This window comes from Sphingobacterium corticibacterium (assembly GCF_004208525.1).
GTDB classification, from domain to species: Bacteria; Bacteroidota; Bacteroidia; order Sphingobacteriales; family Sphingobacteriaceae; genus Sphingobacterium; species Sphingobacterium corticibacterium.
In genome coordinates this window covers 533,621-558,932 of record NZ_SGIT01000002.1, presented here as the reverse complement: position 1 = coordinate 558,932, position 25,312 = coordinate 533,621, and the positions used below count along the sequence as shown (strand labels likewise).

Here is a 25,312-nt window from a genome sequence, read left to right as displayed (position 1 = left end):
TTCCTTGTTTTATCTGCGGGGCCTAAAAGGGTTGGTGAGAAAGAGAAATCCCCAATGCTCGCTGGCCTCGGGGATTCTTTGTTTTTATTCAAATTGCAATGTATAATTAATTTTGTTTTGCCCACCAAAGGGGAGTGAATACGTTATCTTGACCATCTAAAAGTGAGACAGCTACATTGTAACCTTCTAATGATCCGCTTTTAAAATTGGATGGATAAGGTAGTCTCTGTGGGTAGAATTTGATACTGTTAGTCATGTAATTAGCACTTGTGAGATCTGGCATATTAGTAAGTGCAACTTCTATGGCAGGATTCTCGAAAAACGGTAAACCCAGTCTTCTGTGGTCATTCCAAGATTCCAATGGTAACCAAGGCAAATTAGCAATAAATTTTTGGGTGATAATCTTCGTCAACGCATCATTTTTGACTGTTCCGTTTTTATATAAGTTATTTGTCGGATATTTAATCGTAACCGTCCGGTTTGCATTCGAATAACCATCGATGTAAATCATGTCCTTCCCTGCTTCTGGTTCGGCAGTGTGTGTGAATTTGACAGAAGTCCCAACACGATTAAAATCTTCAGATGCTAAATACTGTGTTGCATATTGGCCCACATCCCAATAATCAAAATTTGCTTTCACGCCATCTTCATAGGCCTCTTGTGCGGTAGTTCCAGTGTTCCAGCCTCGCAGAGACGCTTCGGATAAAAGAAAATATGTTTCCCAATTGGCGAAGAATATACGTGAATTTGTAGATCCACGAAAAGTTTGTGAAAGCGCCGGTAGTTTACCTACCAACACATTATACATATTGTTTTTACTCCCTTTTTCTCCCCAGCTTCCAATCGCAAAAGCGTTCCAGGTAAATTTTGTATCTAGTTTAATAGTATCTCCGGGTGCATTCACAAGATAACTTGTTGTAATTTTCGCCTCATTGTTATCCGCTAAAAAATTTGGATTGGTAAAATCACCGGGAATGAAGAATGCTTTGTAAGCTCTGGGATCTATTTTATTAGGAAGACCATCGAGCCAATATCCCGCCGAAGGATCATTGGTCATGAGGGTGAATTGCCTATCATACTTTTTACCCAAATAGTTTTCCGGCTTTATATAGCTTTGCATGGATGCGTTGCTCAGCTGGTCAGAAGAAGGAATACCGCCTAAACCAATATAAATATTATTGAGTGTAGTTGGGAGAACTTGTGAGTTCCAAGATCTGGACATGACCCCCGATAGCGGATCCCAACCTGGTCTTTCTGCTACCGTAAAGTTATGAGCGGCATCTTCAATAAATAGTCCGACAGAAACAGCGTCTTCAAATTCCTCTTTTGCTTTTGCAGGTTCTACTTCCGAAAGTCGCATAGCTAAGCGGAGTCGTAGGGAATTGCCATATCTTTTCCATTTTTCCCAAGAAAATTGATAAGCACGATCGTATTTTTTTATTCGATCATCCGTAGGAGCGGAAACATCTAACTTATTAACCGCATCCTTAAGTTCAGCCAATGCGTAATAATAAACATCTCGTGTCGAGGAAGGAGTGGGATTCGTTCCATCGGAGTTTTCGATAGGCACTGGACCAAAGTTATCGGATATCTCCGTTAGTAGGTAAGCTCGCCAAATTCTAGAAACCTGTAGCATATTCGCAGTGTATTCAAACGCCGCGTCCTCAGCTATTTGCCCCTCAGCTTTTTGGATTGCTAAATGGATATTACTGTGCCATTGACTCGAGTATTTCCAATATTCAGCCGACCAAGAGTCGTTTGCTGCACCCACGGCTAAACCACTGCTTAAGTGTTGTCGGCCCGCCGTTTTCCAATCTAATACGAAAATCCTTTCAGCAATATTAGGGTCTTGTTGCGCATCGGTCAACGATTTGTTAAAAAAGTATTCTGGTTGAGTTAATGCGTCATTGACGTTATAAGGATGTGTATTTATTTCGTCAAATTTAGAACACCCGATAAATCCGGTACCTAATGCTATGACGACTGCAATTTTTTTTATGTTATTTTTCATTTTAATTCGGTATTAAATTAAAATCCAATGGTTAAATTAAGAAAATAAGATCGCGCCGTTGGGGTAGAAAAGTTTTCGAAACCAACCGCATTTGAACTGATTGCAAATACAGATTCAGGGTCTACACCATTTGCATAGCTTTTGATCATCCATACGTTGTTGGCGGTTAATCCTATTTTAACACGTTGTACAACAGTGTTTTTGAGCATAGCATTTGGTAGTGAATAACTTAATGATACGTTTCGCAAACGCACATTTGTCGCGTCATATATATTGCGCTCTGTGATACCTAGATTAGGATTGCCAATTGCACTCCAATACTGTTGAGGATTCACTTCTACCGTGTTAACGTTGTAACCGCCGCTCCCGTTACTTACGACACCGTCTACCACAAACCGATCTCTATTCCCGTTATTTACTGTCACTGCCGCAACTCCGAATTGCTGTAACGCTGCATTTGTTCCGGAGAAGAATTTGCCACCGAATCTTCCGTCGACGAGAAAACTTAGTCCGAAATTTTTATAGGAGAAGGAGTTAGTAATACCTAAAAGCGCGGAAGGATTTTGCTTTCCTAAGAATGTGGAAGGTCCTTCTGTTGGTAAGCCATTGGCGGCCACAATCATTTTTCCGAAATGCTCACTATTAGGATCTTCTACTCTGGCATACGATGAACCATAGATTTCGCCGTAATCATAACCTTCATCTGCTTTTATGGCTATATTTTCTAATGCGATTAGATTATATGTTTTTGTGACCTCGGATAATTCAATGATCCTATTTCTATTTTTGGAGAAATTCACGTCCATGTTCCAGTTCAGTTTTTCTGAACTTTCTAAAATTCTCGCATTCAACGAAATTTCTACACCTTTATTTTCGATATTTCCGGCATTGATATATTGACGTTGGTATCCGCTGAAAGGATCCATAGGAACATCAATGATCTGGTTTGTTGCGTTGGTTTTGTACCAGGTAAAGTCTACTCCGATACGGCTGTTGAAAAACCTCGCCTCGATACCTGCCTCATACGTTTTGATCAGTTCGGATTTGATGTTTTCATTATACATGACGTCTTCTCGTGTCGTTACCGTATTGCCATTTGGATCTTTTTCCAACTTATATGTATTGTACAATTGAAACGGATCTAAGTCATTACCTACAGCAGCATAGGATCCTCGGATCTTAGCGTAACTCAGCCAGTTAGGCAGAGAACCTCCATTTTTGTTGATTAAATCCGTCACGATTAAAGACGTGTTAATGGAGGGATAGAAAAAAGAACGGTTCTCTCTACTCAAAGCCGAAGACCAATCATTTCTTCCGGTCAGGTTTACAAACCAAATGCCATCATAATTGAGTTCGGCTGTGGCAAAAACAGAGTTTATTTGCTTTTCGCTGGGGGTTGTTTTAATATTTGGATTACTAATGCCATTGTTAGGATTGAAAACATTCGGAATAATCAATTGGCCGATGTCAGTTGTTCTGTATTCTGATTTCGTACGCATAATTTGACCAAATAGCGAGGCGGCTCCTCCCCATTTTCCCCAAAGGTTGTCTTTTCTGGCGTTTACAGACAGCATATAATTATTTTCATAGAAATTGTTGTTGCCAAATGAATAGCTGCCTTCGCCATCATTTGTTAATGGACTTCCTGCATAGGTTCTGTTATCAATGGTGGTGTAGTATATGTCTGAGCCTAATCTCGCTTCTGCATTTAACCATTCGTTGAAATCATATTTTAAAGATCCACTTAAAAGAAACCGATCTCTTTTGTCATTGTTTAACCGATATCTTTCAATCCAATACGGGTTTATTTCGTTCCCATTACCAAACCATAGCATATCTCCGTTACTCGCAGAAGCTGCATCAAATTCTGTAATGTCTAAAGAACGTGGGAACAAAAACAATGAGTTATACATGTTGGATTGATTCTGCCCAGCTATTGGGCGATTTTTTGCATCGATTTTCATGTATTGGGCTTTCACATCGGAAGACCATTTTTTGTTCTCGCCAAAAGTCGTTGTAACCCGTGTCATCAAATTCAATCTGCTCATGGACGATCCTGGGATTAAACTTTTATCATTGAGATAAGTAGCCGACGTGTAGAGGTTAGTGTTGTTGTTTAATTGTTGTTGAAATGTGATGTTTTGTGTGTGATTAATCCCGGTGTTGAAAAAATTTCCGATGTTGTCGTGGTTTCTTAAAGTCGTGTTTTGTCCGTTCCAATTGGTTACGGTTTGTCCCTCTATTTTTGCACCCCAGCTATTAAATTGTGTATTTACAAAACTTCCATCCGTACCTTGACTAAAATCGTTTTGAAGTTCGGGTATCATGAATAAAGTTTCAATTCCTAACGTGGAAGAGTAAGTGATTCCGGAGCCTTTTTGTGCGCTCCCAGATTTTGTCGTGATAACTATTACACCATTTCCTCCTCTAGAACCATAAAGTGCAGCCGCTGCACCACCTTTTAAAACGGACATGCTCTCAATATCTTCCGGATTTAAATCACCTAAACCGTTTCCTAAATCAGTAGACGGATTCCAAAAGTCATTGTTCTTATCGGGGTTACCTGCGCGGTTATTCATTGGAATACCATCTACAACGATAAGAGGCTGATTGTCTCCTTTTAACGAGTTAAATCCACGAAGGATGATTTTTGAAGAAGAAGCGGGACCATTAGAACCTTTTACTACCTGTAGACCTGCTATTTTTCCAGTGAGCGCATTAGAAATATTCGGTTCTTTTGCATCAACTAATTGATCACCTTTTAGATCTTGAAATGCATAACCAAGAGATTTCTTTTCCCGTCTGATTCCCATGGCCGTTACCACAACCTCGTCAATCGCCCCGGCATCTTCCTGCAGGGTGATGTTTAATACTGTCCTAGATACAGATAAATCTTGTGATAAGTAACCAACCATCGAGAATCTTAAAACTTGCCCATTGTTTGCTTGGATAGCGTAGTTACCTTCCGCATCTGTCTGCGTGGCGACCGTGGTGCCAATTACAGCAACAGTAACACCGGCGCGTGCTCCGTTTGCATCCGTTACTCTCCCCGTAACGGTCTGCTGTGCAAATAACGTCGTTACGCTAAAAAGCATAACTAACATTAAACTGCAGCATTGTTTGTAAAATTTGTTCATAGTTTTACATTAGTTAATTGTTTGTTGTGTGTGTATGTCCCAATCCATTTGCTGCACGGCTATGCACGTGGAGGCGAGCAATTGGATATCCTTGATTTCTGATATTTGTATGGATGTACATTTTGCCAAGCGTGGTATACAATACTCCTGAATGGACGATTGAATTTGGGGTAACAATACATCCCCAAACATGGCACCCCTTCCACTGATAACAATGGTTTCGGGATTTAAGATATGAATGAGCGTAGCGATACCTTTTCCCAACATATAAGCTATCTTCCTGATGGCTATAATTGTTACCTGATCACCCCTGACGTACGCTTCATAAACATCCTCCAATGAAATGTTTTGGTGTTGATGGTAGGTCGCCTCCAGCGATGAAGGTTGTCCCTCTTGTATAGCGTCAATGATATATTCAATAGCGCATAATAACGATGCGGCTACCTCCAGACAACCTTTCTTGCCACATGAGCAGAGTTTGTCTTCACTTGCCAAAGGGATATGGCTAAACTCGCCCGCGAAGCCACTATGCCCCTTAAAAAGCTTTCCGTCGACAATCATGCCTAGACCAACACCCCAGTTTAAGTTGACAACCAATGCGTCTGGTGCGTCCTGGATCAAGCCGAAGTTCCTTTCTGCAATAGCTATTGCGGCAGAATCATTTTCCAGGTAAGTCGGGATTTCGAAATGTGATTGAATATTTTCACGAAGGTTATATAAAGGAGACTGTGGTGAAAACGAGTTGTTAATGCCTTTTTTTGAATCTACAAAGCCAGGCATCGTAATGCCGATACTTAAGATTTTATCGGTTGAAAATTCAGAAATAACCGTCGTCAACGTGTCGATTATTTTGGTATAAATATCTGGGTCATCCAATAAATGAGACGATATTTTCTTTGTAGGCAGAAGCTGCTGATTGGCGAGGTCAACGACAGAAATACGGGTAGCATATTGATCCATAGCCACAGCGATAATACACCCCTGTTTGTCACTGTTCAGCATAAAGTGTATAGCACGCCGTCCACCGGTAGATGCCCGCAGACCACAACTTATAACTAGTTTGGCAACAAGAAGTTCATTAATCGCTTTCGTGATGAGGGGGATACTCTTGCCAATCTGACTGCTCAATTCCGCAATAGACTGGTTCGGAGAAAAATATAAAGACCGTAAGATAGATAGTTTTAGGCTCTCCATGGTGATTATATGTTTATTGTGTAGTTTTCCTGTTTACTTAGCTGTTGTAAATATATATGTATTTATTATTAACTTCCAAATACTTTTTAAAATTTTTTAAAAGTATAGCTTCACATATGTTTTTTTATATAAACATTCGTGCTATTGTAACAAAGTTGTGGTCGTAGAAGAGGATATTTGCTTAATTTTATAGATTCGTTTTTATATAAAATCTAAATGTTGATGACAGAGCAACGTTATTATTCCTTAGACGTATTTAGAGGAGCAACCGTGGCGTTAATGATTTTGGTTAACAATCCAGGCACTTGGGCGTATATGTTTACACCTTTAAAGCATGCAGCCTGGCATGGTTGTACGCCAACAGATCTGGTGTTTCCGTTCTTTTTGTTTGCTGTTGGAAATGCGATGGCGTTTGTGATACCTAAGCTGCAAGATGCGGGACAACCGGTGTTTTGGAGGAAAGTAATCAAAAGAACCTTGTTGATTTTTGCCATAGGTTTGTTTCTGAACTGGTGGCCATTTGTACAGTGGGTAGGGGATGATTTGCAGTTTCGGGAATGGGTGGATCCGGATAATGTGGAGCGTGGTGTCCGTATCTTCGGTGTTTTGCAACGTATTGCCGTCTCCTATTTTTTTGCTTCTATTTTAGTCTATTTCTTTAAGCCCAAAAGTTTAATTTATATATCGACTATACTATTATTCGGCTATTGGGGGCTTTGCGCGTTTTTAGGACAGGAAGATCCCTATTCATTGGAAGGGTGGTTCGGAACGGCTATTGACAAATTAGTATTGGGTGTTGCGCATATGTATAAAGGAGAGGGGGTGCCTTTTGATCCCGAAGGTCTGATGAGTACCATACCTGCAATCGTGCAAGTGGTATTTGGTTATTTGATAGGGATGTTTATTCGGAAGCAGGGACAAGTTGATTGGTTATGGGCAAAGGTGCCTGCAACAAGCGAACCTCATTTTAAACTGCTATCCGGATTATTCGTGACCGGATTCATCATGTTGGTGTTGGGTTGGGCGTGGTCGCTTGGGTTTCCGATCAATAAGAAAATATGGACAAGTTCCTATGTGCTTTATACGACAGGGTTGGGTATTCTTTCGCTAGGTATGATGATTTGGTTTCTGGAAATACAGCATATAAAAAACAGCACAACAAAGTTTTTTGATGTTTTCGGTAAAAACCCACTGTTTATTTTTGTGCTTAGCGGCTTATTGCCTCGGTTCTTGGGATTATTTCGGATCTCGGATGGTGTTTCTTCAGAGGGTGTGCCACAGTATGTAACGGCTTTGTCTTGGTTTTATAAATATATTTGTGCAAAAATTCCGGGGCCGCCGGAATTAGGTTCGTTTGTTTATTCCCTTTGTTTTTTAGGTGTAATGTGGGGGATTTGTTATGTGTTGGATAAGAAAAAGATATATATTAAAGTGTAAAGCTTAAAATTTAGAATTTTAATTTCTATCTTTGCGCTCAATTAATAATTTTTTAACGCTTTAATATTATTCAAGAGATGTATTTAAGTAAAGAATACAAAGCTGATATCTTCGCAGAATTTGCAGGTTCAGCAACAAACACAGGTTCTACAGAAGGACAAGTGGCTTTATTCACTAAAAGAATTGCTCATTTAACGGAGCATTTGAAAAAAAACAGAAAAGATTTTAACACACAACGTGCTCTACAGATTTTGGTAGGTAAGCGTCGTTCATTATTAGCTTACCTGTACAAAAAAGATATCGAGCGTTACCGTGCGATTATCAAAGGACTAGGCTTACGTGATATTATCAAAAAATAAGCTTTTAGTTGATCAACAAGAAAAGGCCGTTTGCGATTGTAAACGGCTTTTTTGTTAGGAAAAAAGAACTTAAAAAAAATTATTACATTTGTAAGAATTTTAAAAGTCTATAAATAAGGTGACATACGAAAGAATAGTAAAAAGATGAACCCGTATGTCGAATGGAATCACAAATGAGTTATAACGAAAAAAAAGTAACGATCGACTTGGGCAATGGATTGGCTCCGATCGAGTTGTCTACTGGTAAATTGGCGAAACAAGCTGATGGTTCAGTAGTGTTGAAACAAGGGGATACCATGTTATTAGCGACGGTGGTATCTGCAAGAGAACCAAAAGAGGGGGTGGATTTTCTTCCACTTTCCGTCGATTATCAAGAAAAATATGCAGCGGCAGGTCGTATTCCAGGTGGTTTCCTTCGCCGGGAAGCAAGGTTGTCGGACTATGAGGTTTTAATTTCCCGTTTGGTCGATAGAGCGTTGCGTCCGTTATTCCCTGAAACATACCATGCAGATACACAGGTGATGATTTCCTTGATTTCTGCTGATAAAGATATCATGCCAGATGCGTTAGCTGGTTTGGCCGCTTCGGCGGCAATAGCGGTTTCCGATATTCCTTTCAACGGGCCTATTTCGGAAGTGCGTGTTGCCAAAGTTGATGGTCAATTGGTTATTAACCCTCGTTTATCTGCATTAGAAAATGCGACGTTGGAGTATATCGTGGCAGGTTCTGCGCAAGATATTGTCATGGTAGAGGGAGAGGCTAAAGAAATTTCTGAAGCGGAAATGGTGGAAGCAATTGCTTTTGCGCACGAGGCAATAAAGAAGCAAGTGGCGGCTCAAGTAGAGTTGGCAAATTTGGTTGGTGCCGTTGTAAAACGTGACGGTAACCATGAACCCTCGAATCTTGATTTACGTGATGCGATTTTTGCAGCTACCTATGATAAGGTATATGCTGTAGCGAAATCGGGTTCTACGAAACACGAGCGTACGGAACAATTTGCAGCAATAGGAGAGGAGTTTTTTGCAACAATGGGCGAGGATATTGACGATGAAACAGCATTCTTGGCAAAGAAATATTACCATGATGTGCAGTATGATGCTGTTCGTAATCTTGTGTTGGATGAAGGTGTCCGTTTGGATGGTCGTGATGCGCGTACCGTTCGTCCGATTTGGTCTGAAGTGGATTATCTGCCTGCAGCACATGGATCAGCTGTTTTTACGCGTGGAGAAACGCAATCATTAACATCGGTGACACTAGGGGCAAAAGATGATGAGCAGATGATTGATGGTGCATTTATTCATGGATACAATAAGTTTATTTTACACTATAATTTCCCGGCATTTTCTACAGGTGAGGTGCGTCCAAACCGTGGGCCAGGTCGTCGTGAAGTAGGGCATGGTAACTTAGCTATGCGCTCGTTGAAGCAGGTGTTACCTGCGGAGAACGAAAATCCTTATACTATCCGTGTGGTTTCTGATATTTTAGAATCCAATGGTTCGTCTTCGATGGCGACAGTGTGTGCAGGTACGTTGGCACTAATGGATGCAGGTGTGAAATTAAAAGCGCCAGTTTCGGGTATCGCGATGGGGCTTATCACCGATGAGAAAACAGGTAAGTATGCTATCCTTTCCGATATCTTAGGCGACGAGGATCATCTCGGTGATATGGATTTTAAAGTGACCGGTACAGAAAATGGTATTGTGGCTTGTCAAATGGATCTGAAGATTAACGGATTGAAGTGGGAAGTATTGACGCAAGCTTTGGATCAGGCCAAAGAAGCGCGACTGCACATTTTGGGGGAGATGAAGAAAACACTTGCGGAACCTCGCGAAGACTATAAACCGCATGCGCCTCGTATTGTTTCCTTCAGTATCGATAAAGAATTTATCGGAGCGATCATCGGACCCGGTGGAAAAATTATCCAAGAGATGCAACGGGAAACAGGTTCTACTATTTCTATTGAGGAAGTCGACGGAAAAGGAATCGTACAAGTATTTGCAGATAACAAAGCCGCTATCGATGCTGCCGTTTCACGTATTAAAGCTATTGTAGCAAAACCGGAGGTGGGCGAAATCTACGAAGGTAAAGTGAAATCGATTATGCCTTTTGGCGCTTTTGTGGAAATTATGCCGGGTAAGGACGGCCTGTTACATATATCTGAAATAGAATGGAGACGTCTGGAGAGCATGGACGGGGTGTTGAAAGAGGGAGATGTCGTAAAGGTTAAATTGTTGGATATTGATAAACAAGGTAAATTAAAATTATCCCGGAAAGTTTTGTTGCCAAGGCCGCCAAAAGAGGATAAGCCGAAAGCAGAAACAGAGGCGAAAGATACGCCGAAAGGATAACGGATTATATAGAAAGCCTGCTGAAAAGCAGGCTTTTTTATGGAATATAGTTCTTTTTTACATCACTGAAATATGAAAAGATATTTGCTGCCAGCGTTTTTAATTCTGTTCATGAATATGTCTTGGAGGTGTAAGGGGCAGGATTTTGAATCCAATTATGTCAATTTGCTGAAAAAAGAGTTGCGGACACTGCCCTATAGGGATTTAACAGTATCTTACTCTCTATTGTACGATTCATTACAACTGGAGTATGTCTTCCAAGCTCCGCAGCTTTTTGTCGATTCTATTATGCGTATAAGGATTGACAGTAAGGTGAATGCGTTGCCTCGAACAACGGCGGCTTCATACAAAGGAACGATTCGTTTTGACGACTATACTAGCGCCATCTTTATCCGTTCGGAGGTGATTGGTGCTGCTTTGCTTATTAATGCGATGCATGTGATGGCAGAGCCGCGAGGTGGAATGCGAGGTTTCATGAAACGGTGGGGAGGTTTTTTAGACTCCTTGAAGAGGATCGACAAGTTTGATGATAAACATACAGGTCTTGATAGTTTCGTGTATTTGGTTGTCGAAGTAGACGGATCTCTAGTTTGCCGGGATACTTCGGAGACCGGGCAGTTGCTTCGGCAATTTATCCGAGATGAAAAGCCTTGGGCACCCGGTATCATGAGTGGACGACCTTTGGTACAGTATGTAGCGTTACAGATACCGTCTCACGGGATGGACTATGATAAATTAATGTATAAACAACATGCGGGACTCCGTACACGTATAAATATAAATGACGAAGAGAAAATAGTATGTTTTGGTTATAAGTTGCCTAGAGAGAAAGATGTCCGCACGATATTGTCTGTAGCGTATGAAAACCGTAGTTATGTCGCACCGGTTTTTCATAAAGGCTCTGTAAACGAATTGGAGCAACTCGTCACGTTTTTAGGAGGGAAACAGATTAATGTTTCTTATTATAACCCCTATATGGCCAATCGCGTGTATTTTTATATCATAGATAATAAAACATTATAAAAAGGAAAGAGCTGTCAATTTGACAGCTCTTTCCTTTTGTACTTATAACCTACAGCCTATAGTTCCCCTAAAGCATAATGACTGATTCTATCTTCGATACCTTTTTATAATAATCAATTACATCTTCTGCGTGGTTTACGAACGTTTCCACGGTAATGGATTTATACTTTCCGCCAGAAGAATCTTTCTCTGAAAACTTTGTGCTGTCGTGTGTAAATATCTGTTTTACATCGTTCTCCGCACTGTTTGTAGCCTTTACAATAAATTTAAAAGTATACATCGAGGGAAACTGTTCTACGGCATTTAACTTCGCGCGGAAGTTGTCATAGAAATCTGTTGCGTTGTTGCCTCCGTCATCCGGAAGGTCTTGAATATGAATATCATTATTAAATTCACTCATTATTTTTTCTCCTTTGTTATACTTTATCAATAAGTGTACCATGGGGTGTGGGAAATTTTTAGTAGATTGGATCCGTTATGGCGGCTAAAAAACGGATATCAATTAATGATATAGCAAAGGCAGTGGGAACATCCATTACGACGGTGTCTTTTATTTTGAATGGCAAGGCGAAAGAAAGAAGGATCAGCGATGCCGTGAATAAAAGGGTATTGGATTACGTGAAAAAGGTGGGATATAAACCAAGCCAGTTGGTCAGAAAGCCAGCAGGCCGGACAAAAGTGATTGCGTTCTTGGTCGAGAACATAGGGGACCCTCCCTTTACCGAAATAGGGAGGTATATAGAAAACATAGCTGCTGAACACGGGTATCAAATTCTTTATTGCGAGATAGCTAACGATGCCAATAAGACGAGGCAACATATTCAGTTATGCATAGAAAAAGAGGTTGATGGGGTGATCGTTGTTCCGCCAGAAGATTTCGAGGAAGTAATCGATAAGATCAAGGGGCGTATTCCGATGGTGCTGTTCGATCGTTGTCTGCCGGCAGCAGAAATAAGTTATGTGGTTTCGGACAACAGGAAAGGAGCGTATGATGCAACTAAATACTTGTTGGAGCAGGGAAACAAAAGGATCGGCCTAGTTTCCTTGTACTCCAATCAGACGCATATACGTGGTCGGTTGGACGGTTACATGGATGCTATGGACGAATTTCGAATGCAATCTTTTATTCGAAAACTGAGCGCTGAAAGTCCGGTTGGAGAGCGGGAGGAACAGGTACGGGAGTTTATTGTGGATAATAAACTGGATGCTGTATTGTTTGTCAACCATCATTTAACCATTAACGGATTGAATGCTATGAAAGGGCAGGCTGCTGTTTGGCCTCAAATGACAGCTTTTGACGACCATATGCTGTATTCGCTCCACGCACCAGCCGTTTCTGCGATCGTGCAGGATACGGAACGCATAGCTGCGGAACTGACGCAGACATTGCTGATGGAAATCGAAGGAAAGCTGGAAGAGGTACGTAAAATACGTGTTCCTTGTACATTGATTGTACGTGAATCTTCTATTTATTAGCAGGTACGAATTTCATAGAGAGTGAATTGACGCAATGCCGTGTATTTTTTGGTGTAAACCTTTCCCCCTCAAATACGTGCCCAAGATGAGCATCACATTTAGCACAAAGAATTTCCACACGCCGTCCATCCGCGTCGAGCACACGTTTTACAGCTCCCCGGATTTCGTCGTCAAAACTTGGCCACCCACAGTGCGATTCGAATTTGTCGTGTGAATGATATAAAGGTGCTTCGCATCTCTTGCATATGTAGGTTCCCTCTTCCTTATTATTAAGCAGCTCCCCGGTAAAAGGCCTTTCTGTACCTTTATGTACAATAATGTATTCCTCTTCCGAAGTCAGTTTGTTGTATTTTGTGCTGTCATCCATAGTCAAAAGTGTTGATATTTGTTTACTATCTGTTTGCGATACAGATGCCTGGCTGCAAGCATATAGGGTAGCAGCTAATAACAGTAAAAGTACCCTGTAGTTAAACATGAGTCTAAGTTCGCGAACTTTCCGTATAATTTTGTTTGGTATATGTCAAGAATTGTTACTTTTTTTAAGAAGGAAGGTTCTGTACCGTGTATTTTTGAGGGGGTAGATATGCCGTTTTTATAGGGTTTTTTGGAATTATTTAGAATTGTTTTAAATTGATAATTTGCGTCATTAAATTGTCACTGATTGCTTAAATAGTTATACTTTTGTGCATTGTTTGAAGGGTCTAGACCGTCTAGACGACATGTTTTAAAAAGTTTTATATCACAAATAAATAGTATAAAGTGCTAAATATGAGAAATATCTCATCCGTTTTGGGAAGACTTGCAAAGTCGGTATCGGTTGGTCTGGTACTGTTTTTTGCCGTTACAATGGCGCATGCGCAGGATGTTAAAGAGGGAGAGACCCTTTTCAAATCGAAATGTACAACTTGTCACAGTGTGACGAGGAACATGGTGGGTCCAGCGTTGGCAGGGATGTCGGAAAGACATTCGGAAGAGTGGTTGATCTCTTGGATTCACAATTCGCAGGCAATGATTGCTTCTGGCGATGAGGCCGCGGTTCAGCTTTTTAATGATTGGAACAAATTGGTCATGACATCTTTTACGGATTTGTCTGATGACCAAATTAAAAGTATCATTGCTTATGTAGACGCAGAAGAAGCTAAAGCTGCTGCTGGGCCGGCTGAAGGCACGGGTGCTGGTGCTGCTGGAGCGCAATCAAGTGACGCGAATACATTAATGATTCTTGGTTTGCTTGCTATTGTTGTTTTGGCTGTCATCGTCATTGTTGTCTTAAATCGCGTAATCCGTACCTTAGAGAAGGTCATCGCTGGTAATCAGGCTGCGATTGAGGCTGCGCAAGCGGAGAACGAAGAATATGAGGAGAATCGTTTTGGTAAATTTGCCAGAGCTTTTGTACGCAATAAGAAATTAGTTGGTTTCGCAGTGTTGATGTTGGTAGCACTTTTAGGTGTTTGGGGATGGAATACCATGTGGAATGTAGGGGTTCACACAGGGTATCAGCCTGTACAGCCTATTAAGTTTTCGCATCAGATCCATGCGGGTGTTAACCAGATTGAGTGTCAATATTGTCACGGAGGAGCGTTTAAATCGAAAAATGCATCTATTCCTTCGGCTAACGTATGTATGAACTGTCATAACACGGTTACTGCTGCAGACCACTATGATGGTGAAACCTCTCCGGAAATTGCGAAGATATATAAAGCATTAGATTATGATCCGGCTACACGTGAGTACGGAAATAATCCGAAACCTATTGAATGGGTGAGGATCCATAACTTGCCAGACTTTGCCTACTTTAACCATTCGCAGCACGTTTCTGTGGCTGGGGTAGAGTGTCAAACATGTCACGGGCCGATAGAGACTATGGAAGAAGTTTATCAGTATTCTCCTTTAACCATGAAATGGTGTGTAGATTGTCACAAAACGACGGAGGTGAATACGAACAATGAATACTACGACCAATTGATCGAGGCACACGAGAAATTGAAGAAAGGTGAGAAGATGACTGCTGCGATGATCGGTGGTTTGGAGTGTGGTAAGTGTCACTATTAATAATTAATTTAGAAATACGCAATCTTATATACAGCTTAAATGGATAGCAATAAAAAATATTGGAAAGGTTTGGAAGAATTGCAACAAACACCTGCTTTCATGGAAAGTAATAAAGGTGAGTTTGCTGAACCTATTCCTGTAGAAGATGTATTAAATGAAGCAGGCTTAAGCACGAGAACACCCCGTCGTGACTTTTTGAAAGCTTTGGGATTCGGTTTAGGGGCTGTGACATTGGCAGCGTGTAATCGTACACCTGTTCATAAAGCAGTACCATATGTAATCAAACCAGAGGAAGTAACACCGGGTATACCGAATTATTACGCTTCTTCTTTTAATGGTCAAAGTGTATTGGTTAGAACCCGTGAAGGGCGTCCGATTTCGCTTGCCGCAAATCCAAATTCTATTGGATTAAACCAAGGTACAGACGCAACTACTGCCGCTGTTGTTTTGGATTTGTACGATATGTCCAAATTGCAAAACCCACAATTGGATGGTAAGGATGTAGATTGGTCGACATTAGATGCAACGGTAATAGATGCGTTAAATAAGGCTGCAGCAGCAGGAAAGCAAATTGCGATTGTATCGAATACAGTAAATAGTCCATCGGCATTGGCTGCAATTGCAGCGTTTGTCGCCAAATACCCAACAGCGACGCATGTACAGGTTGATGCGGTGTCGTACAGCGGTATAATAGAGGCCAATAGAACAGGCTTTGGAAAGGCTGTTATACCTTCTTACCATTTAGCAAATGCAAATGTTGTGGTTTCGGTGGCTGCTGACTTTTTAGGTTCTTGGTTGGCAGGTGAAGAACATACACAAGATTATATTCAGAATCGTGATTATAAATCGTTGAAAAACGGTAAGATGTCACGTCATATCCAATTTGAATCCGGGTTGAGTATGACGGGTTCTAATGCGGATGTGCGTATTGCTATTAAACCTTCAGAGGAAGGTGCGGTGTTGGTTTCTTTATACAATGCGATTACTGGGCAGTCTATAGCTGGTGGTGTTTCTAATAAAAAAGCACAGACTGCGATTGCCTTAGCAGCGAAAGAGCTGATGAATAATAGAGGTAATGCGGTTGTGGTTGCAGGTTCTAATGACGTCAATATTCAGCTTCTAACGAATGCCATCAATAGTGCGCTAGGAGCTTACGGTGCTATCATTGACTTAGATAATTACTCGAAGCAATATCAAGGTTCGGATGTTGCATTTCAACAGTTTATAGCTACAGCTGCAGCGGGACAAATAGGTGCTGCTCTTTTCTTAAACAGTAATCCTGTTTATGATTACTTCAAAGCGGAAGATGTAACCAATGCACTTGCAAAAGTAGATTTCACGCTTTCTTTTGCTGACCGTGCCGACGAAACGGCATCTACATTGAAAGCGATTGCCCCAGCCTCTAGCTTCTTGGAGTCATGGGGAGATGCTTCTTCAAAAGAAGGGTATTTTACGATTATACAACCAACCATCAATCCTGTCTTCAATACGCGTCAAGCAGAACAGAGCTTGTTGGTTTGGGCAGGTGACAATACCAATATCTATGATTTCGTAAGAAGGAATTGGGAAGAAAATATCCTTGCAGGCACAGGTAAATCATGGAATGATGTTTTACAAACGGGCTTTATTTACAAAGGTTCGTCGGTAGGATCTTCCTATACGGCTAATGTGGATGTCAATGCAGTAGTAACTGCTATTGGTGCAGCTTCTAAAGCTGTCGTTGGTGATTTCGAACTGAAGTTGTATGAATCAACTGTCATGCGTGATGGTCGCTATGCAAACAATGCGTTCTTGCAAGAGTTACCTGATCCTGTTTCTAAGGTAACTTGGGACAACTATGCGGCATTGAACCCTCGTGATGCAGAAAAGCTAGGTTTGGGCGAAAATGGTAAGGTAACTGTGGAAGCAAATGGCTACACGGTAGAGCTACCTGTTGTGTGGCAACCGGGGCAGGCTTTAGGTACGGTTTCTATCGCTGTTGGTTATGGCCGTACAAAAGTAGGTAAAGCCGGTAACAACGTAGGACAGAACGCCTATCCATTCGCACGTTTGGTTAATGGTACTGTTCAGTTTGAAGCAAAAGCTACGGTTGCGAAAGCAGGTGGTACCTATGAGTTAGCACAAACGCAAACACACCATACTATCGAAGGTCGTAACATTGTCCGCGAAACGACATTTGCTAAATATTTGAAAGATCCAAACTCGGAGTCAGGACGTTTTGCAGATTCGCATAAAACGTATGACTTGTGGAATAAATTTGAATCACCTGGTCACAAATGGGTGATGGCAATCGATCTGAACGCATGTACAGGATGTGGTTCTTGTATCGTCGCTTGTAGTGTGGAAAACAATGTTCCTGTTGTTGGTAGAGACGAGGTTCGCCGTCGTCGTGAGATGCACTGGTTGCGTATCGATCGCTATTATACGCTAGAACAAGAAGACGGTTCGAAATTAACGAAAGAAAAAGAAATAGCGAAAGCTACAGAATACGATTACGAGAACGTTACGGTCGTTCACCAGCCGATGTTGTGTCAACACTGTGATCATGCTCCTTGTGAGACGGTATGTCCGGTATTGGCGACAGTACACTCTTCAGAAGGACTTAACCACATGGCTTACAACCGTTGTTTCGGTACACGTTACTGTGCAAATAACTGTCCGTATAAAGTACGCCGTTTCAATTGGTTTAATTACTGGAATGATTCCCGTTTTGATAACTATTTGAATAGCGAGTTTACACAGTTAGTGTTGAATCCGGATGTAACAACACGTTCGCGTGGGGTTATGGAAAAATGTTCTATGTGTATCCAACGTATTCAAGGCGGTAAACTACAGGCGAAGATGGAAAATCGCAAGTTGAGAGACGGCGATGTGAAAATGGCTTGTCAAGAGGCTTGTTCGGCAAATGCTATCATCTTTGGTGATGTTAATGATCCGGAATCAGAGGTTTCAAAAGCTTTACGTAACGAACGTGTATACTATGTGTTGGAAGAAATCAACGTTCAACCTAACATTGGGTATATGACGAAAGTTAGAAACACCTTTGAAGCATAATTTTATTCTAATCTGAAATAAAACAACTATGTCATCGCATAACGAATCAATATTAAGAGAACCATTAGTAACCGGCAAGGATATCACTTATGCTAAAGTGACAGATGATATCTTGCTTCCGGTTGAAAATAAACCAAACAAAGCTTGGTGGATCGGTTTTATTGTAGCCGCTCTAGGAGCCATGTTGTGGGTAGTGAGTGTCGGATATACCTTTTGGACGGGAATCGGCGCTTGGGGACTGAATAAAACGGTAGGTTGGGCATGGGATATCACCGACTTTGTATGGTGGGTAGGTATCGGTCACGCCGGAACGTTGATTTCAGCCGTGTTATTACTTTTCCGTCAGAATTGGCGTAACTCCATTAACCGTTCTGCAGAGGCGATGACGATCTTCGCCGTTATCTGTGCGGCTACGTATGTTGTTGCACACATGGGACGTCCATGGTTAGCGTACTGGATTTTCCCATTACCGAACCAATTTGGATCCTTATGGGTAAACTTCAATTCACCATTGGTATGGGATGCATTTGCGATCTCTACCTATTTTACGGTATCATTGGTGTTCTGGTACTGTGGTCTTTTACCTGATATCGCATCGGTACGTGACCGTGCTACAGGCCTTAAACAAAAGATATACAGCGTCCTGTCTTTCGGATGGAACGGTTCTGTTAAGACATGGCAACGTTTTGAAATCGTTTCCTTGATTTTGGCGGGGATTTCGACACCACTTGTACTTTCGGTCCACACGATTGTATCTATGGACTTTGCTACTTCGGTGATTCCGGGATGGCACACGACCATCTTCCCTCCATATTTCGTTGCAGGAGCGATTTTCTCCGGTTTTGCGATGGTACAAACCCTCTTGTTAATTCTCCGTAAGGTGATGAACTTTGAGAATTACATTACGATGTTCCACATCGAGTCGATGAACAAGATTATTATGGTAACCGGTTCTATTGTGGGTGTTGCTTACTTGACAGAGTTGTTTATTGCATGGTATTCAGGCTCGGAATATGAGATGTATGCGTTCGCCAACCGTGTTGCTGGTCCCTACGCTTGGGCGTATTGGGCGATGATGACCTGTAACGTTATTTCACCACAGTTGTTTTGGTTTAAGAAGATTCGTACGAGTATTCCTATCTCTTGGGTATTGTCTATCGTGGTGAATATTGGGATGTGGTTTGAGCGTTTCGTGATTATCGTGACATCTTTACACCGTGATTACTTGCCATCTTCTTGGGCGATGTTCTATCCTACATGGGTCGACGTTGGAATATTCGTGGGTTCCATTGGGTTATTTTTCACATTGTTCTTGTTGTTCTTACGTTTCTTACCGGGTATCGCTATTGCAGAGGTTAAATTATTATTGAAATCTGCAAGTTTACAACAGAAGACGAAGTTGGTGCAAGAGGGTGCATTCCCAGACGAACAAGTGAAATTCTTCCAGAATTCATTAGATAAATATGATTCTGTTTCAGAAGAAGATATTAAGGCATTAGATGTTAGAAAATAATAAGCAATGAGCAATACAAAATATATATTAGGTAGTTTTGCCGATCCTGATGAAATGATGCACGGTATCGACAAGTTGCAAGCGAACAATATCAGCATATATGATTGTTTTACGCCCATGCCTATTCATGGAATAGAAGCTAAGTTGGGTGTTAAGCCATCGCGCTTACCAATTGCGGCGTTTTGTTTTGGCGCATTAGGTACGGTTTTAGGTTTTAGCTTATTGTATTATACAATGGCGCATGACTGGCCGATGAATATCGGGGGGAAACCATCGTTGCCGTTGCCAAACTTTGTGCCGGTTACATTCGAGGTTACAATTTTGCTTTGTGCATTAGGTATGGTGGCGACGTTTTTCTTTCGCAACCATTTGTTTCCTGGTCGTGCACCGCGCGTGATGGACTTGAGAGCTTCAGATGATCGTTTTATTATTGCCATTGATGCGCATGAGAACGCAGACCATGCGTTAATTGAATCGTTATTAAAGGATGCCGGTGCGGTTGAAGTTAAATACAATGAAAGAAAATATGTTAGCTATGAATAAGAAGAATTTTCTTGGATCTGTATGCGCCGCATTTGCTTTGGCGGCGGTAGTTTCCAGCTGTGGCGATGGAAAGACGCGTAGTACAGGATGGGAATTCTCCAGAAATATGTATGATCCGATTGCTTACAATCCGGATCAGCCTAATAATAATTTTAAAAATAAAATGACGGCGCAATTACCACCGGAAAAAACGACTCCAATTGGTTTTGAGCGGTTTGAATTCGATAACTCGTTAGAGGAATACGAACGTGCAGGTAGAGAGTTGGCCAATCCATTGACTGTTACAGAGGAAAACTTGGCGAAAGGGGATGCCTTATATCATACATACTGTGCGGTGTGTCATGGTAAGGATGGTAAAGGTGATGGCCCGATTACGAAAGACCGTTCGGTAACGGATTCTCGTGGTACGCGCGCCTTAGAGAATTTCCCTCCTCCGCCGTCTTATCAAAAATCGGATGGGGCAAATTCTTCACGCGGTGGAGCAATGAGTGAGCTTTCGGTAGGTAAAATATACCATACGATTTATTATGGGCACAACTCGATGGGCTCGCACGCTTCACAGTTGTCACCGGAGGAACGTTGGCAGGTTGTCATGTACGTACAGGAATTACAAAAAAAATAATCTAACATCAATATAGTAAATGGGAACTCACAATCATCATCACGATTATAATTTCGGCGAAAAATTTCAATTCGCTGGTATCGCTAAGATACTCAGCTTGGTTGGAATTGCTGTAGGGGTGGTAGCTATCGCTTTCGGCCTTCTATCAAGTGACCATATTATGGTTGAACGTACATACGCTAACCTATTATTGATGGGTTATTATTTCACTTGTGTATGTGCCGCGGGCGCGTTTTTCTTAGCATTGCAATTTGTCACGCAATCAGGTTGGTCAGCGGGTTTAATCCGTATACCACAGGCTATGGCTAGCGTGTTACCGATAGCAGCAATCATTTTGTTTGTGATTGTTGGCGTAGGATTATTCACACATAATTTATATCATCATTGGAACGCTGACGGCTTGACAGATCCCGATAGTCCACATTACGATGCGCTTGTGGCTGGCAAATCAGCTTTCTTAAATATTCCTGGATTTTTGATTCGTCAGATCTTGTTCATGGGGTCATATAGTATATTTGCGTTCATTTTAGCTAAATTGTCCTACAAAGAAGACTTAGAGGGAGGATTGAACTCTTATAAAACGAGCTTTAAGTTATCTGCTATTTTCTTAGTCATCTTTGGTTTTACTACACCTATATGGTCATTTGATACCGTTATGTCATTGGAGGCACACTGGTTTTCAACCATGTTCGGCTGGTATAATTTCGCGGCAATGTGGGTTAGTGGAATCGCGACTATTGTTATTATCCTCGTTTTGGTTCGAAAAGCTGGATATTTGGCTTGGGTAAACGAAAACCACCTACATGATTTAGGGAAGTTAATGTTCGGTTTTTCGATTTTCTGGACTTATGTATGGTTTGCCCAGTTTATGCTGATTTGGTACGCCAACATTCCGGAGGAAACAGTTTATTTCTACAAGAGATGGGAGCCAGAGTACAAGCCTTGGTTCTGGTTGAATATTATTATTAACTTTTTAGCACCGTTGTTGCTATTGATGGATCGCGATGTGAAGCGTAAGGAAGGAATAATGTTGTTCGTTGCCATCTTGTTGCTGTGCGGACACTGGCTAGATTATTATATCATGATTATGCCGGGTACTGTGGAGAATCATCGCGGGTTCGGATTTATCGAGATTGGAACAGCTATAGGTTTTGTCGGATTATTCACATTCCTCGTGATGAGTAAGTTGAGCAAACATGCGTTGGCTCCTAAAAATCATCCGTTTTTGGAAGAGAGTTTACATCATCAAATATAGTTTCTAATCATTGCATAAGAATACGTTTAAACGTTTTAATAAGAAATGAAATTTAAAATTAATAACAGATTCAGAGCCGTGTTGGGATGCTTACTAGCCGTAGGATTGTTGTTCTCTACACCAAGTTTTGCATTTCAGCAAGATTCATTAGCCCAAGATACTGCTGTTTCAGCCACTGCTGATACGGTTGATGAGGGTGAGGCTGATACTGCTGCAACAGGAGTGGTAGCGGATACAACGGCGGCGGAGGGTGAGGCTGCGACCGCAACAACAACGACCTCATCATCGTCATCATCATCTTCTACGGTAGTTGATGAGGGGCCTCAGATAGACCCACAGGTTTACAAAAACATGACTTACTACATTCTTTTATTTTTAATTGTTTGTACAGTTGTGGCGGTTGTTGGTAAGGTGTTGGCTATTTATGAGCTTACTCGTAAAATGAATGGCAAATACAATCCTTTTGCGAACAACACGTTTCAGTCGGTTCTATTGGTTATATTCCTAGTTGCCTTTTTAGGCTTTGTATACTATGGATATGCAGTTTGGGGAGATTGGGCCTGGCGTTCGGCGGTTACGGAACACGGTGAACGTATAGATACCATGTTTATCATTACGACGGTGATCATCACCATTGTATTGGTACTGGTACATATTTTACTATTGACGTTCCCGTATATCTATAGAATGCGTAAAGGAACAAAAGCGTACTATTATCCACATAACGATACGATAGAGAAAATTTGGACAATTGTACCAGCTGTTGTCTTAACGGTTTTGGTATTGTTCGGTTTCTTTACTTGGAGGTCTATTACCAATGTTCCGGAGGATTTGCAGAAATCTGCTATTCAGGTGGAAGTTTTGGGTGAGCAGTTCCAATGGCAAATTCGTTATCCGGGAGCTGATGGGGTAATCGGGAAACGTAACTATAAAATGACGACACCGATGAACTCTTATGGTATCGATTTTAACGATAAGCATGCGTGGGATGATATCCAGGCATCAGACATTGTTATTCCGGTAAATAAATCTGTGCGTTTCCATATTATTTCAAAAGATATTATTCACTCGTTCTATATTCCTGATTTCCGTGTACAGATAAACGCCGTACCGGGAATGACCAACTACTTCCAGTTTACGCCAACAATGACTACGGAAGATATGCGTGAGAAAATGAACGATCCGAAGTATGATTTTGTCATGCTTTGTAACAAGATTTGTGGATCGGGTCACTACAATATGCAGAAAAAAGTTGTGGTAGTTACGGAGGAAGAATATAAAGAATGGTTGAGTACGCAGAACAAGTATTTTACTGAAGATTTGCAGAAAGAATTTGCCGCGGTAGATTCGGGAGATTCGAAAGAATTCACTACAGCTTCATTAAACTAAAGAAATTTATAAAACGAATATGTCAAGTACAGTTATATCGCACGGCGCAGCGCATCATGACGCACATGATCATCATCAAGAGACCTTTTTGACGAAGTATATCTTCAGTCAGGATCACAAGATGATTGCGAAGCAATTTTTGATCACAGGTATTGTGATGGCAGTCTTCGCTATGTTGCTTTCTATCTTATTTCGTATCCAGTTAGCGTGGCCGGATACAGATTTTCCGATTTTAGAGGTCTTCTTAGGTAAATGGGCCGAAGGTGGACGGATGAAACCCGAGTTTTTCCTATCGTTGGTGACTATTCACGGTACCATGATGGTATTCTTTGTATTGACAGCTGGTTTGTCAGGTACATTCAGTAACCTATTGATTCCATATCAGTTGGGTGCACGCGATATGGCGTCACCTTTAATGAATATGTTGTCCTATTGGTTCTTCTTTACAGCGTGTGTTATTATGGTGGCATCTTTCTTCGTAGAAAGTGGGCCTGCTTCTGCTGGATGGACCATTTATCCTCCATTATCGTCCGTGCCGACTTCCATTCCGGGGTCTGGTTTGGGGATGACATTGTGGTTGATTAGTATGACCTTGTTTATCGCTTCTCAAGTATTGGGTGGTGTAAACTACATCAGTACTGTATTGAATATGCGTACAAAAGGGATGGATCTTTGGAAAATGCCATTAACGATATGGGCATTCTTCCTAACAGCTATCGTTGGTTTGTTGTCATTCCCAGTATTAGTTTCGGCTGTTGTGCTTCTATTCTTTGACCGTTCGGTAGGCACATCTTTCTACCTTTCCGATTTAGTAGTTCAAGGGGAAATTTTACCAAACGAAGGTGGTTCACCTATTTTATTCCAGCACTTGTTCTGGTTCTTAGGTCACCCAGAGGTATATATCGTGGTTATGCCAGCATTAGGTTTAACTTCTGAGATTATCTCTACAAACTCTCGCAAACCAATCTTCGGATACCATGCGATGGTATACTCTTTGGTTGGTATTACCGTGTTGTCATTTATCGTTTGGGGTCACCATATGTTTGTGACCGGTATGAATCCGTTTTTAGGAGGCGTATTCATGATTACGACGTTGATTATTGCTGTACCGTCTGCGGTGAAAGCATTTAACTATATAGCTACACTATGGAGAGGTAATATACGTTTCACACCGGCGATGATGTTCGCTATCGGTATGGTTTCATTCTTCGTGTCGGGTGGTCTTACAGGTTTGTATTTGGGTAACGCTGCATTGGACATTAATCTACATGACACTTATTTTGTGGTAGCCCATTTCCACTTAGTGATGGGATCGGCATCGATTTTCGGTATGTTGGCTGGTGTCTATCATTGGTATCCAAAAATGTTTGGACGTATGATGGATACAAAATTAGGATATCTTCATTTTTGGTTAACATTTATCGGCGCATATTTGGTGTTCTTCCCGATGCACTTTATGGGTATCGATGGTGTACCTCGTCGTTATTACACATTTACGGCATTCCCGTTCATGGATAAATGGATTTCCGTAAACTTGCTAATTACTTGGTCTGCTATTGTTGCGGGCTTAGCACAAGTAGCTTTCTTATGGAATTTCTTTGCTTCTATTTGGAAAGGCAAGAAGGCGACACAAAATCCGTGGAATTCCAATACATTGGAATGGACTACACCAGTAGAACATATACACGGAAATTGGCCAGGTGAGATTCCTACGGTTTATCGTTGGCCTTACGATTATAGTAAACCAGGGCATGATACGGATTTCATCCCGCAAACAGTACCGTTCTCTGAAACAATGAGCTCAAATTTACCACACGATTTTGAAGGTAACGAAGAGGCTATCCGCATTCAGAATGAATGGAACAAAGAGAATAATAGAGAAGTAATAGAAGGATAAAT

General features: G+C 41.3%; 18 protein-coding genes. 13 read left to right on the top strand and 5 right to left on the bottom strand.

Features of this window, described 5'->3' with window-relative positions:
- Positions 1-106: 106 nt before the first annotated feature.
- From EWE74_RS11115 to EWE74_RS11105, 3 genes are read right to left on the bottom strand one after another with little or no spacing between them, the layout of a single operon-like run.
- Complete coding sequence (locus EWE74_RS11115) at positions 107-2,011, bottom strand: SusD/RagB family nutrient-binding outer membrane lipoprotein (RefSeq protein WP_130141618.1); 1,905 nt, start codon at positions 2,009-2,011, stop codon at positions 107-109.
- 17 nt (positions 2,012-2,028) lie between these two features.
- Positions 2,029-5,106 carry a SusC/RagA family TonB-linked outer membrane protein gene (locus tag EWE74_RS11110; RefSeq protein WP_239018626.1) on the bottom strand — a complete coding sequence of 1,026 codons (3,078 nt, stop codon included), beginning with the start codon at positions 5,104-5,106 and terminating at the stop codon, positions 2,029-2,031.
- 51 nt (positions 5,107-5,157) lie between these two features.
- Positions 5,158-6,342 carry an ROK family protein gene (locus EWE74_RS11105; protein ID WP_130141616.1) on the bottom strand — a complete coding sequence of 395 codons (1,185 nt, stop codon included), beginning with the start codon at positions 6,340-6,342 and terminating at the stop codon, positions 5,158-5,160.
- A gap of 222 nt (positions 6,343-6,564) precedes the next feature.
- On the opposite strand from EWE74_RS11105, the gene EWE74_RS11100 reads away from it, so the two are divergent.
- From EWE74_RS11100 to EWE74_RS11085, 4 genes are all read left to right on the top strand, one after another.
- Positions 6,565-7,779: an acyltransferase family protein gene (locus EWE74_RS11100; RefSeq protein ID WP_130141615.1), complete on the top strand. Its 1,215-nt coding sequence runs from the start codon at positions 6,565-6,567 to the stop codon at positions 7,777-7,779.
- A 77-nt stretch (positions 7,780-7,856) separates the two neighbouring features.
- Positions 7,857-8,138, top strand: a complete 282-nt coding sequence (gene rpsO / locus EWE74_RS11095; RefSeq protein ID WP_130141614.1) for a 30S ribosomal protein S15 — start codon at positions 7,857-7,859, stop codon at positions 8,136-8,138.
- A 173-nt stretch (positions 8,139-8,311) separates the two neighbouring features.
- Positions 8,312-10,486: a polyribonucleotide nucleotidyltransferase gene (pnp, locus tag EWE74_RS11090; RefSeq protein ID WP_130142369.1), complete on the top strand. Its 2,175-nt coding sequence runs from the start codon at positions 8,312-8,314 to the stop codon at positions 10,484-10,486.
- A gap of 72 nt (positions 10,487-10,558) precedes the next feature.
- Positions 10,559-11,509 carry a hypothetical protein gene (locus tag EWE74_RS11085; RefSeq protein ID WP_130141613.1) on the top strand — a complete coding sequence of 317 codons (951 nt, stop codon included), beginning with the start codon at positions 10,559-10,561 and terminating at the stop codon, positions 11,507-11,509.
- Positions 11,510-11,576: 67 nt separating this feature from the next.
- Here EWE74_RS11085 and EWE74_RS11080 read toward each other — a convergent pair whose 3' ends face one another.
- The gene (locus EWE74_RS11080; protein WP_165384694.1) at positions 11,577-11,909 is read right to left on the bottom strand and encodes a DUF493 domain-containing protein; all 333 of its coding nucleotides are present in this window, start codon (positions 11,907-11,909) and stop codon (positions 11,577-11,579) included.
- Between the two features lie 77 nt (positions 11,910-11,986).
- On the opposite strand from EWE74_RS11080, the gene EWE74_RS11075 reads away from it, so the two are divergent.
- Positions 11,987-12,985: a LacI family DNA-binding transcriptional regulator gene (locus EWE74_RS11075; protein WP_130141611.1), complete on the top strand. Its 999-nt coding sequence runs from the start codon at positions 11,987-11,989 to the stop codon at positions 12,983-12,985.
- Here the strand turns inward: EWE74_RS11075 and EWE74_RS11070 are convergent.
- Positions 12,975-13,352: a methionine-R-sulfoxide reductase gene (locus EWE74_RS11070; RefSeq protein WP_317125953.1), complete on the bottom strand. Its 378-nt coding sequence runs from the start codon at positions 13,350-13,352 to the stop codon at positions 12,975-12,977. The genes EWE74_RS11075 and EWE74_RS11070 overlap by 11 nt on opposite strands.
- A 401-nt stretch (positions 13,353-13,753) precedes the next feature.
- On the opposite strand from EWE74_RS11070, the gene EWE74_RS11065 reads away from it, so the two are divergent.
- From EWE74_RS11065 to EWE74_RS11030, 8 genes are read left to right on the top strand one after another with little or no spacing between them, the layout of a single operon-like run.
- Positions 13,754-15,037, top strand: coding sequence for a cytochrome c3 family protein (locus tag EWE74_RS11065; RefSeq protein WP_130141609.1), 1,284 nt, complete (start codon positions 13,754-13,756; stop codon positions 15,035-15,037).
- A gap of 39 nt (positions 15,038-15,076) precedes the next feature.
- Positions 15,077-18,091 carry a TAT-variant-translocated molybdopterin oxidoreductase gene (locus EWE74_RS11060; RefSeq protein WP_130141608.1) on the top strand — a complete coding sequence of 1,005 codons (3,015 nt, stop codon included), beginning with the start codon at positions 15,077-15,079 and terminating at the stop codon, positions 18,089-18,091.
- Positions 18,092-18,119: 28 nt separating this feature from the next.
- Positions 18,120-19,604: an NrfD/PsrC family molybdoenzyme membrane anchor subunit gene (gene nrfD / locus EWE74_RS11055; protein ID WP_130141607.1), complete on the top strand. Its 1,485-nt coding sequence runs from the start codon at positions 18,120-18,122 to the stop codon at positions 19,602-19,604.
- Between the two features lie 6 nt (positions 19,605-19,610).
- A complete protein-coding gene (locus tag EWE74_RS11050; protein WP_130141606.1) occupies positions 19,611-20,147 on the top strand; it encodes a DUF3341 domain-containing protein in 537 nt (178 codons plus the stop codon).
- The gene (locus tag EWE74_RS11045) at positions 20,140-20,769 is read left to right on the top strand and encodes a c-type cytochrome (protein WP_317125952.1); all 630 of its coding nucleotides are present in this window, start codon (positions 20,140-20,142) and stop codon (positions 20,767-20,769) included. Before EWE74_RS11050 ends, EWE74_RS11045 begins: the two co-directional genes overlap by 8 nt.
- A 19-nt stretch (positions 20,770-20,788) precedes the next feature.
- Positions 20,789-22,024 carry a quinol:cytochrome C oxidoreductase gene (locus tag EWE74_RS11040; protein WP_130141604.1) on the top strand — a complete coding sequence of 412 codons (1,236 nt, stop codon included), beginning with the start codon at positions 20,789-20,791 and terminating at the stop codon, positions 22,022-22,024.
- A 45-nt stretch (positions 22,025-22,069) separates the two neighbouring features.
- Positions 22,070-23,413 carry a cytochrome c oxidase subunit II gene (locus EWE74_RS11035; protein WP_239018625.1) on the top strand — a complete coding sequence of 448 codons (1,344 nt, stop codon included), beginning with the start codon at positions 22,070-22,072 and terminating at the stop codon, positions 23,411-23,413.
- A 19-nt stretch (positions 23,414-23,432) separates the two neighbouring features.
- Positions 23,433-25,310 carry a cytochrome c oxidase subunit I gene (locus tag EWE74_RS11030; protein ID WP_206365205.1) on the top strand — a complete coding sequence of 626 codons (1,878 nt, stop codon included), beginning with the start codon at positions 23,433-23,435 and terminating at the stop codon, positions 25,308-25,310.
- Positions 25,311-25,312 lie beyond the last annotated feature (2 nt).

Bases quoted from the DNA above. Each gene is read 5' to 3' on its own strand.
- EWE74_RS11115 (WP_130141618.1), bottom strand. From the start codon at position 2,011: ATGAAAAATAACATAAAAAAAATTGCAGTCGTCATAGCATTAGGTACC.
- EWE74_RS11110 (WP_239018626.1), bottom strand. From the start codon at position 5,106: ATGCTTTTTAGCGTAACGACGTTATTTGCACAGCAGACCGTTACGGGG.
- EWE74_RS11105 (WP_130141616.1), bottom strand. From the start codon at position 6,342: ATGGAGAGCCTAAAACTATCTATCTTACGGTCTTTATATTTTTCTCCG.
- EWE74_RS11100 (WP_130141615.1), top strand. From the start codon at position 6,565: ATGACAGAGCAACGTTATTATTCCTTAGACGTATTTAGAGGAGCAACC.
- rpsO (WP_130141614.1), top strand. From the start codon at position 7,857: ATGTATTTAAGTAAAGAATACAAAGCTGATATCTTCGCAGAATTTGCA.
- pnp (WP_130142369.1), top strand. From the start codon at position 8,312: ATGAGTTATAACGAAAAAAAAGTAACGATCGACTTGGGCAATGGATTG.
- EWE74_RS11085 (WP_130141613.1), top strand. From the start codon at position 10,559: ATGAAAAGATATTTGCTGCCAGCGTTTTTAATTCTGTTCATGAATATG.
- EWE74_RS11080 (WP_165384694.1), bottom strand. From the start codon at position 11,909: ATGAGTGAATTTAATAATGATATTCATATTCAAGACCTTCCGGATGAC.
- EWE74_RS11075 (WP_130141611.1), top strand. From the start codon at position 11,987: ATGGCGGCTAAAAAACGGATATCAATTAATGATATAGCAAAGGCAGTG.
- EWE74_RS11070 (WP_317125953.1), bottom strand. From the start codon at position 13,352: ATGGATGACAGCACAAAATACAACAAACTGACTTCGGAAGAGGAATAC.
- EWE74_RS11065 (WP_130141609.1), top strand. From the start codon at position 13,754: ATGAGAAATATCTCATCCGTTTTGGGAAGACTTGCAAAGTCGGTATCG.
- EWE74_RS11060 (WP_130141608.1), top strand. From the start codon at position 15,077: ATGGATAGCAATAAAAAATATTGGAAAGGTTTGGAAGAATTGCAACAA.
- nrfD (WP_130141607.1), top strand. From the start codon at position 18,120: ATGTCATCGCATAACGAATCAATATTAAGAGAACCATTAGTAACCGGC.
- EWE74_RS11050 (WP_130141606.1), top strand. From the start codon at position 19,611: ATGAGCAATACAAAATATATATTAGGTAGTTTTGCCGATCCTGATGAA.
- EWE74_RS11045 (WP_317125952.1), top strand. From the start codon at position 20,140: ATGAATAAGAAGAATTTTCTTGGATCTGTATGCGCCGCATTTGCTTTG.
- EWE74_RS11040 (WP_130141604.1), top strand. From the start codon at position 20,789: ATGGGAACTCACAATCATCATCACGATTATAATTTCGGCGAAAAATTT.
- EWE74_RS11035 (WP_239018625.1), top strand. From the start codon at position 22,070: ATGAAATTTAAAATTAATAACAGATTCAGAGCCGTGTTGGGATGCTTA.
- EWE74_RS11030 (WP_206365205.1), top strand. From the start codon at position 23,433: ATGTCAAGTACAGTTATATCGCACGGCGCAGCGCATCATGACGCACAT.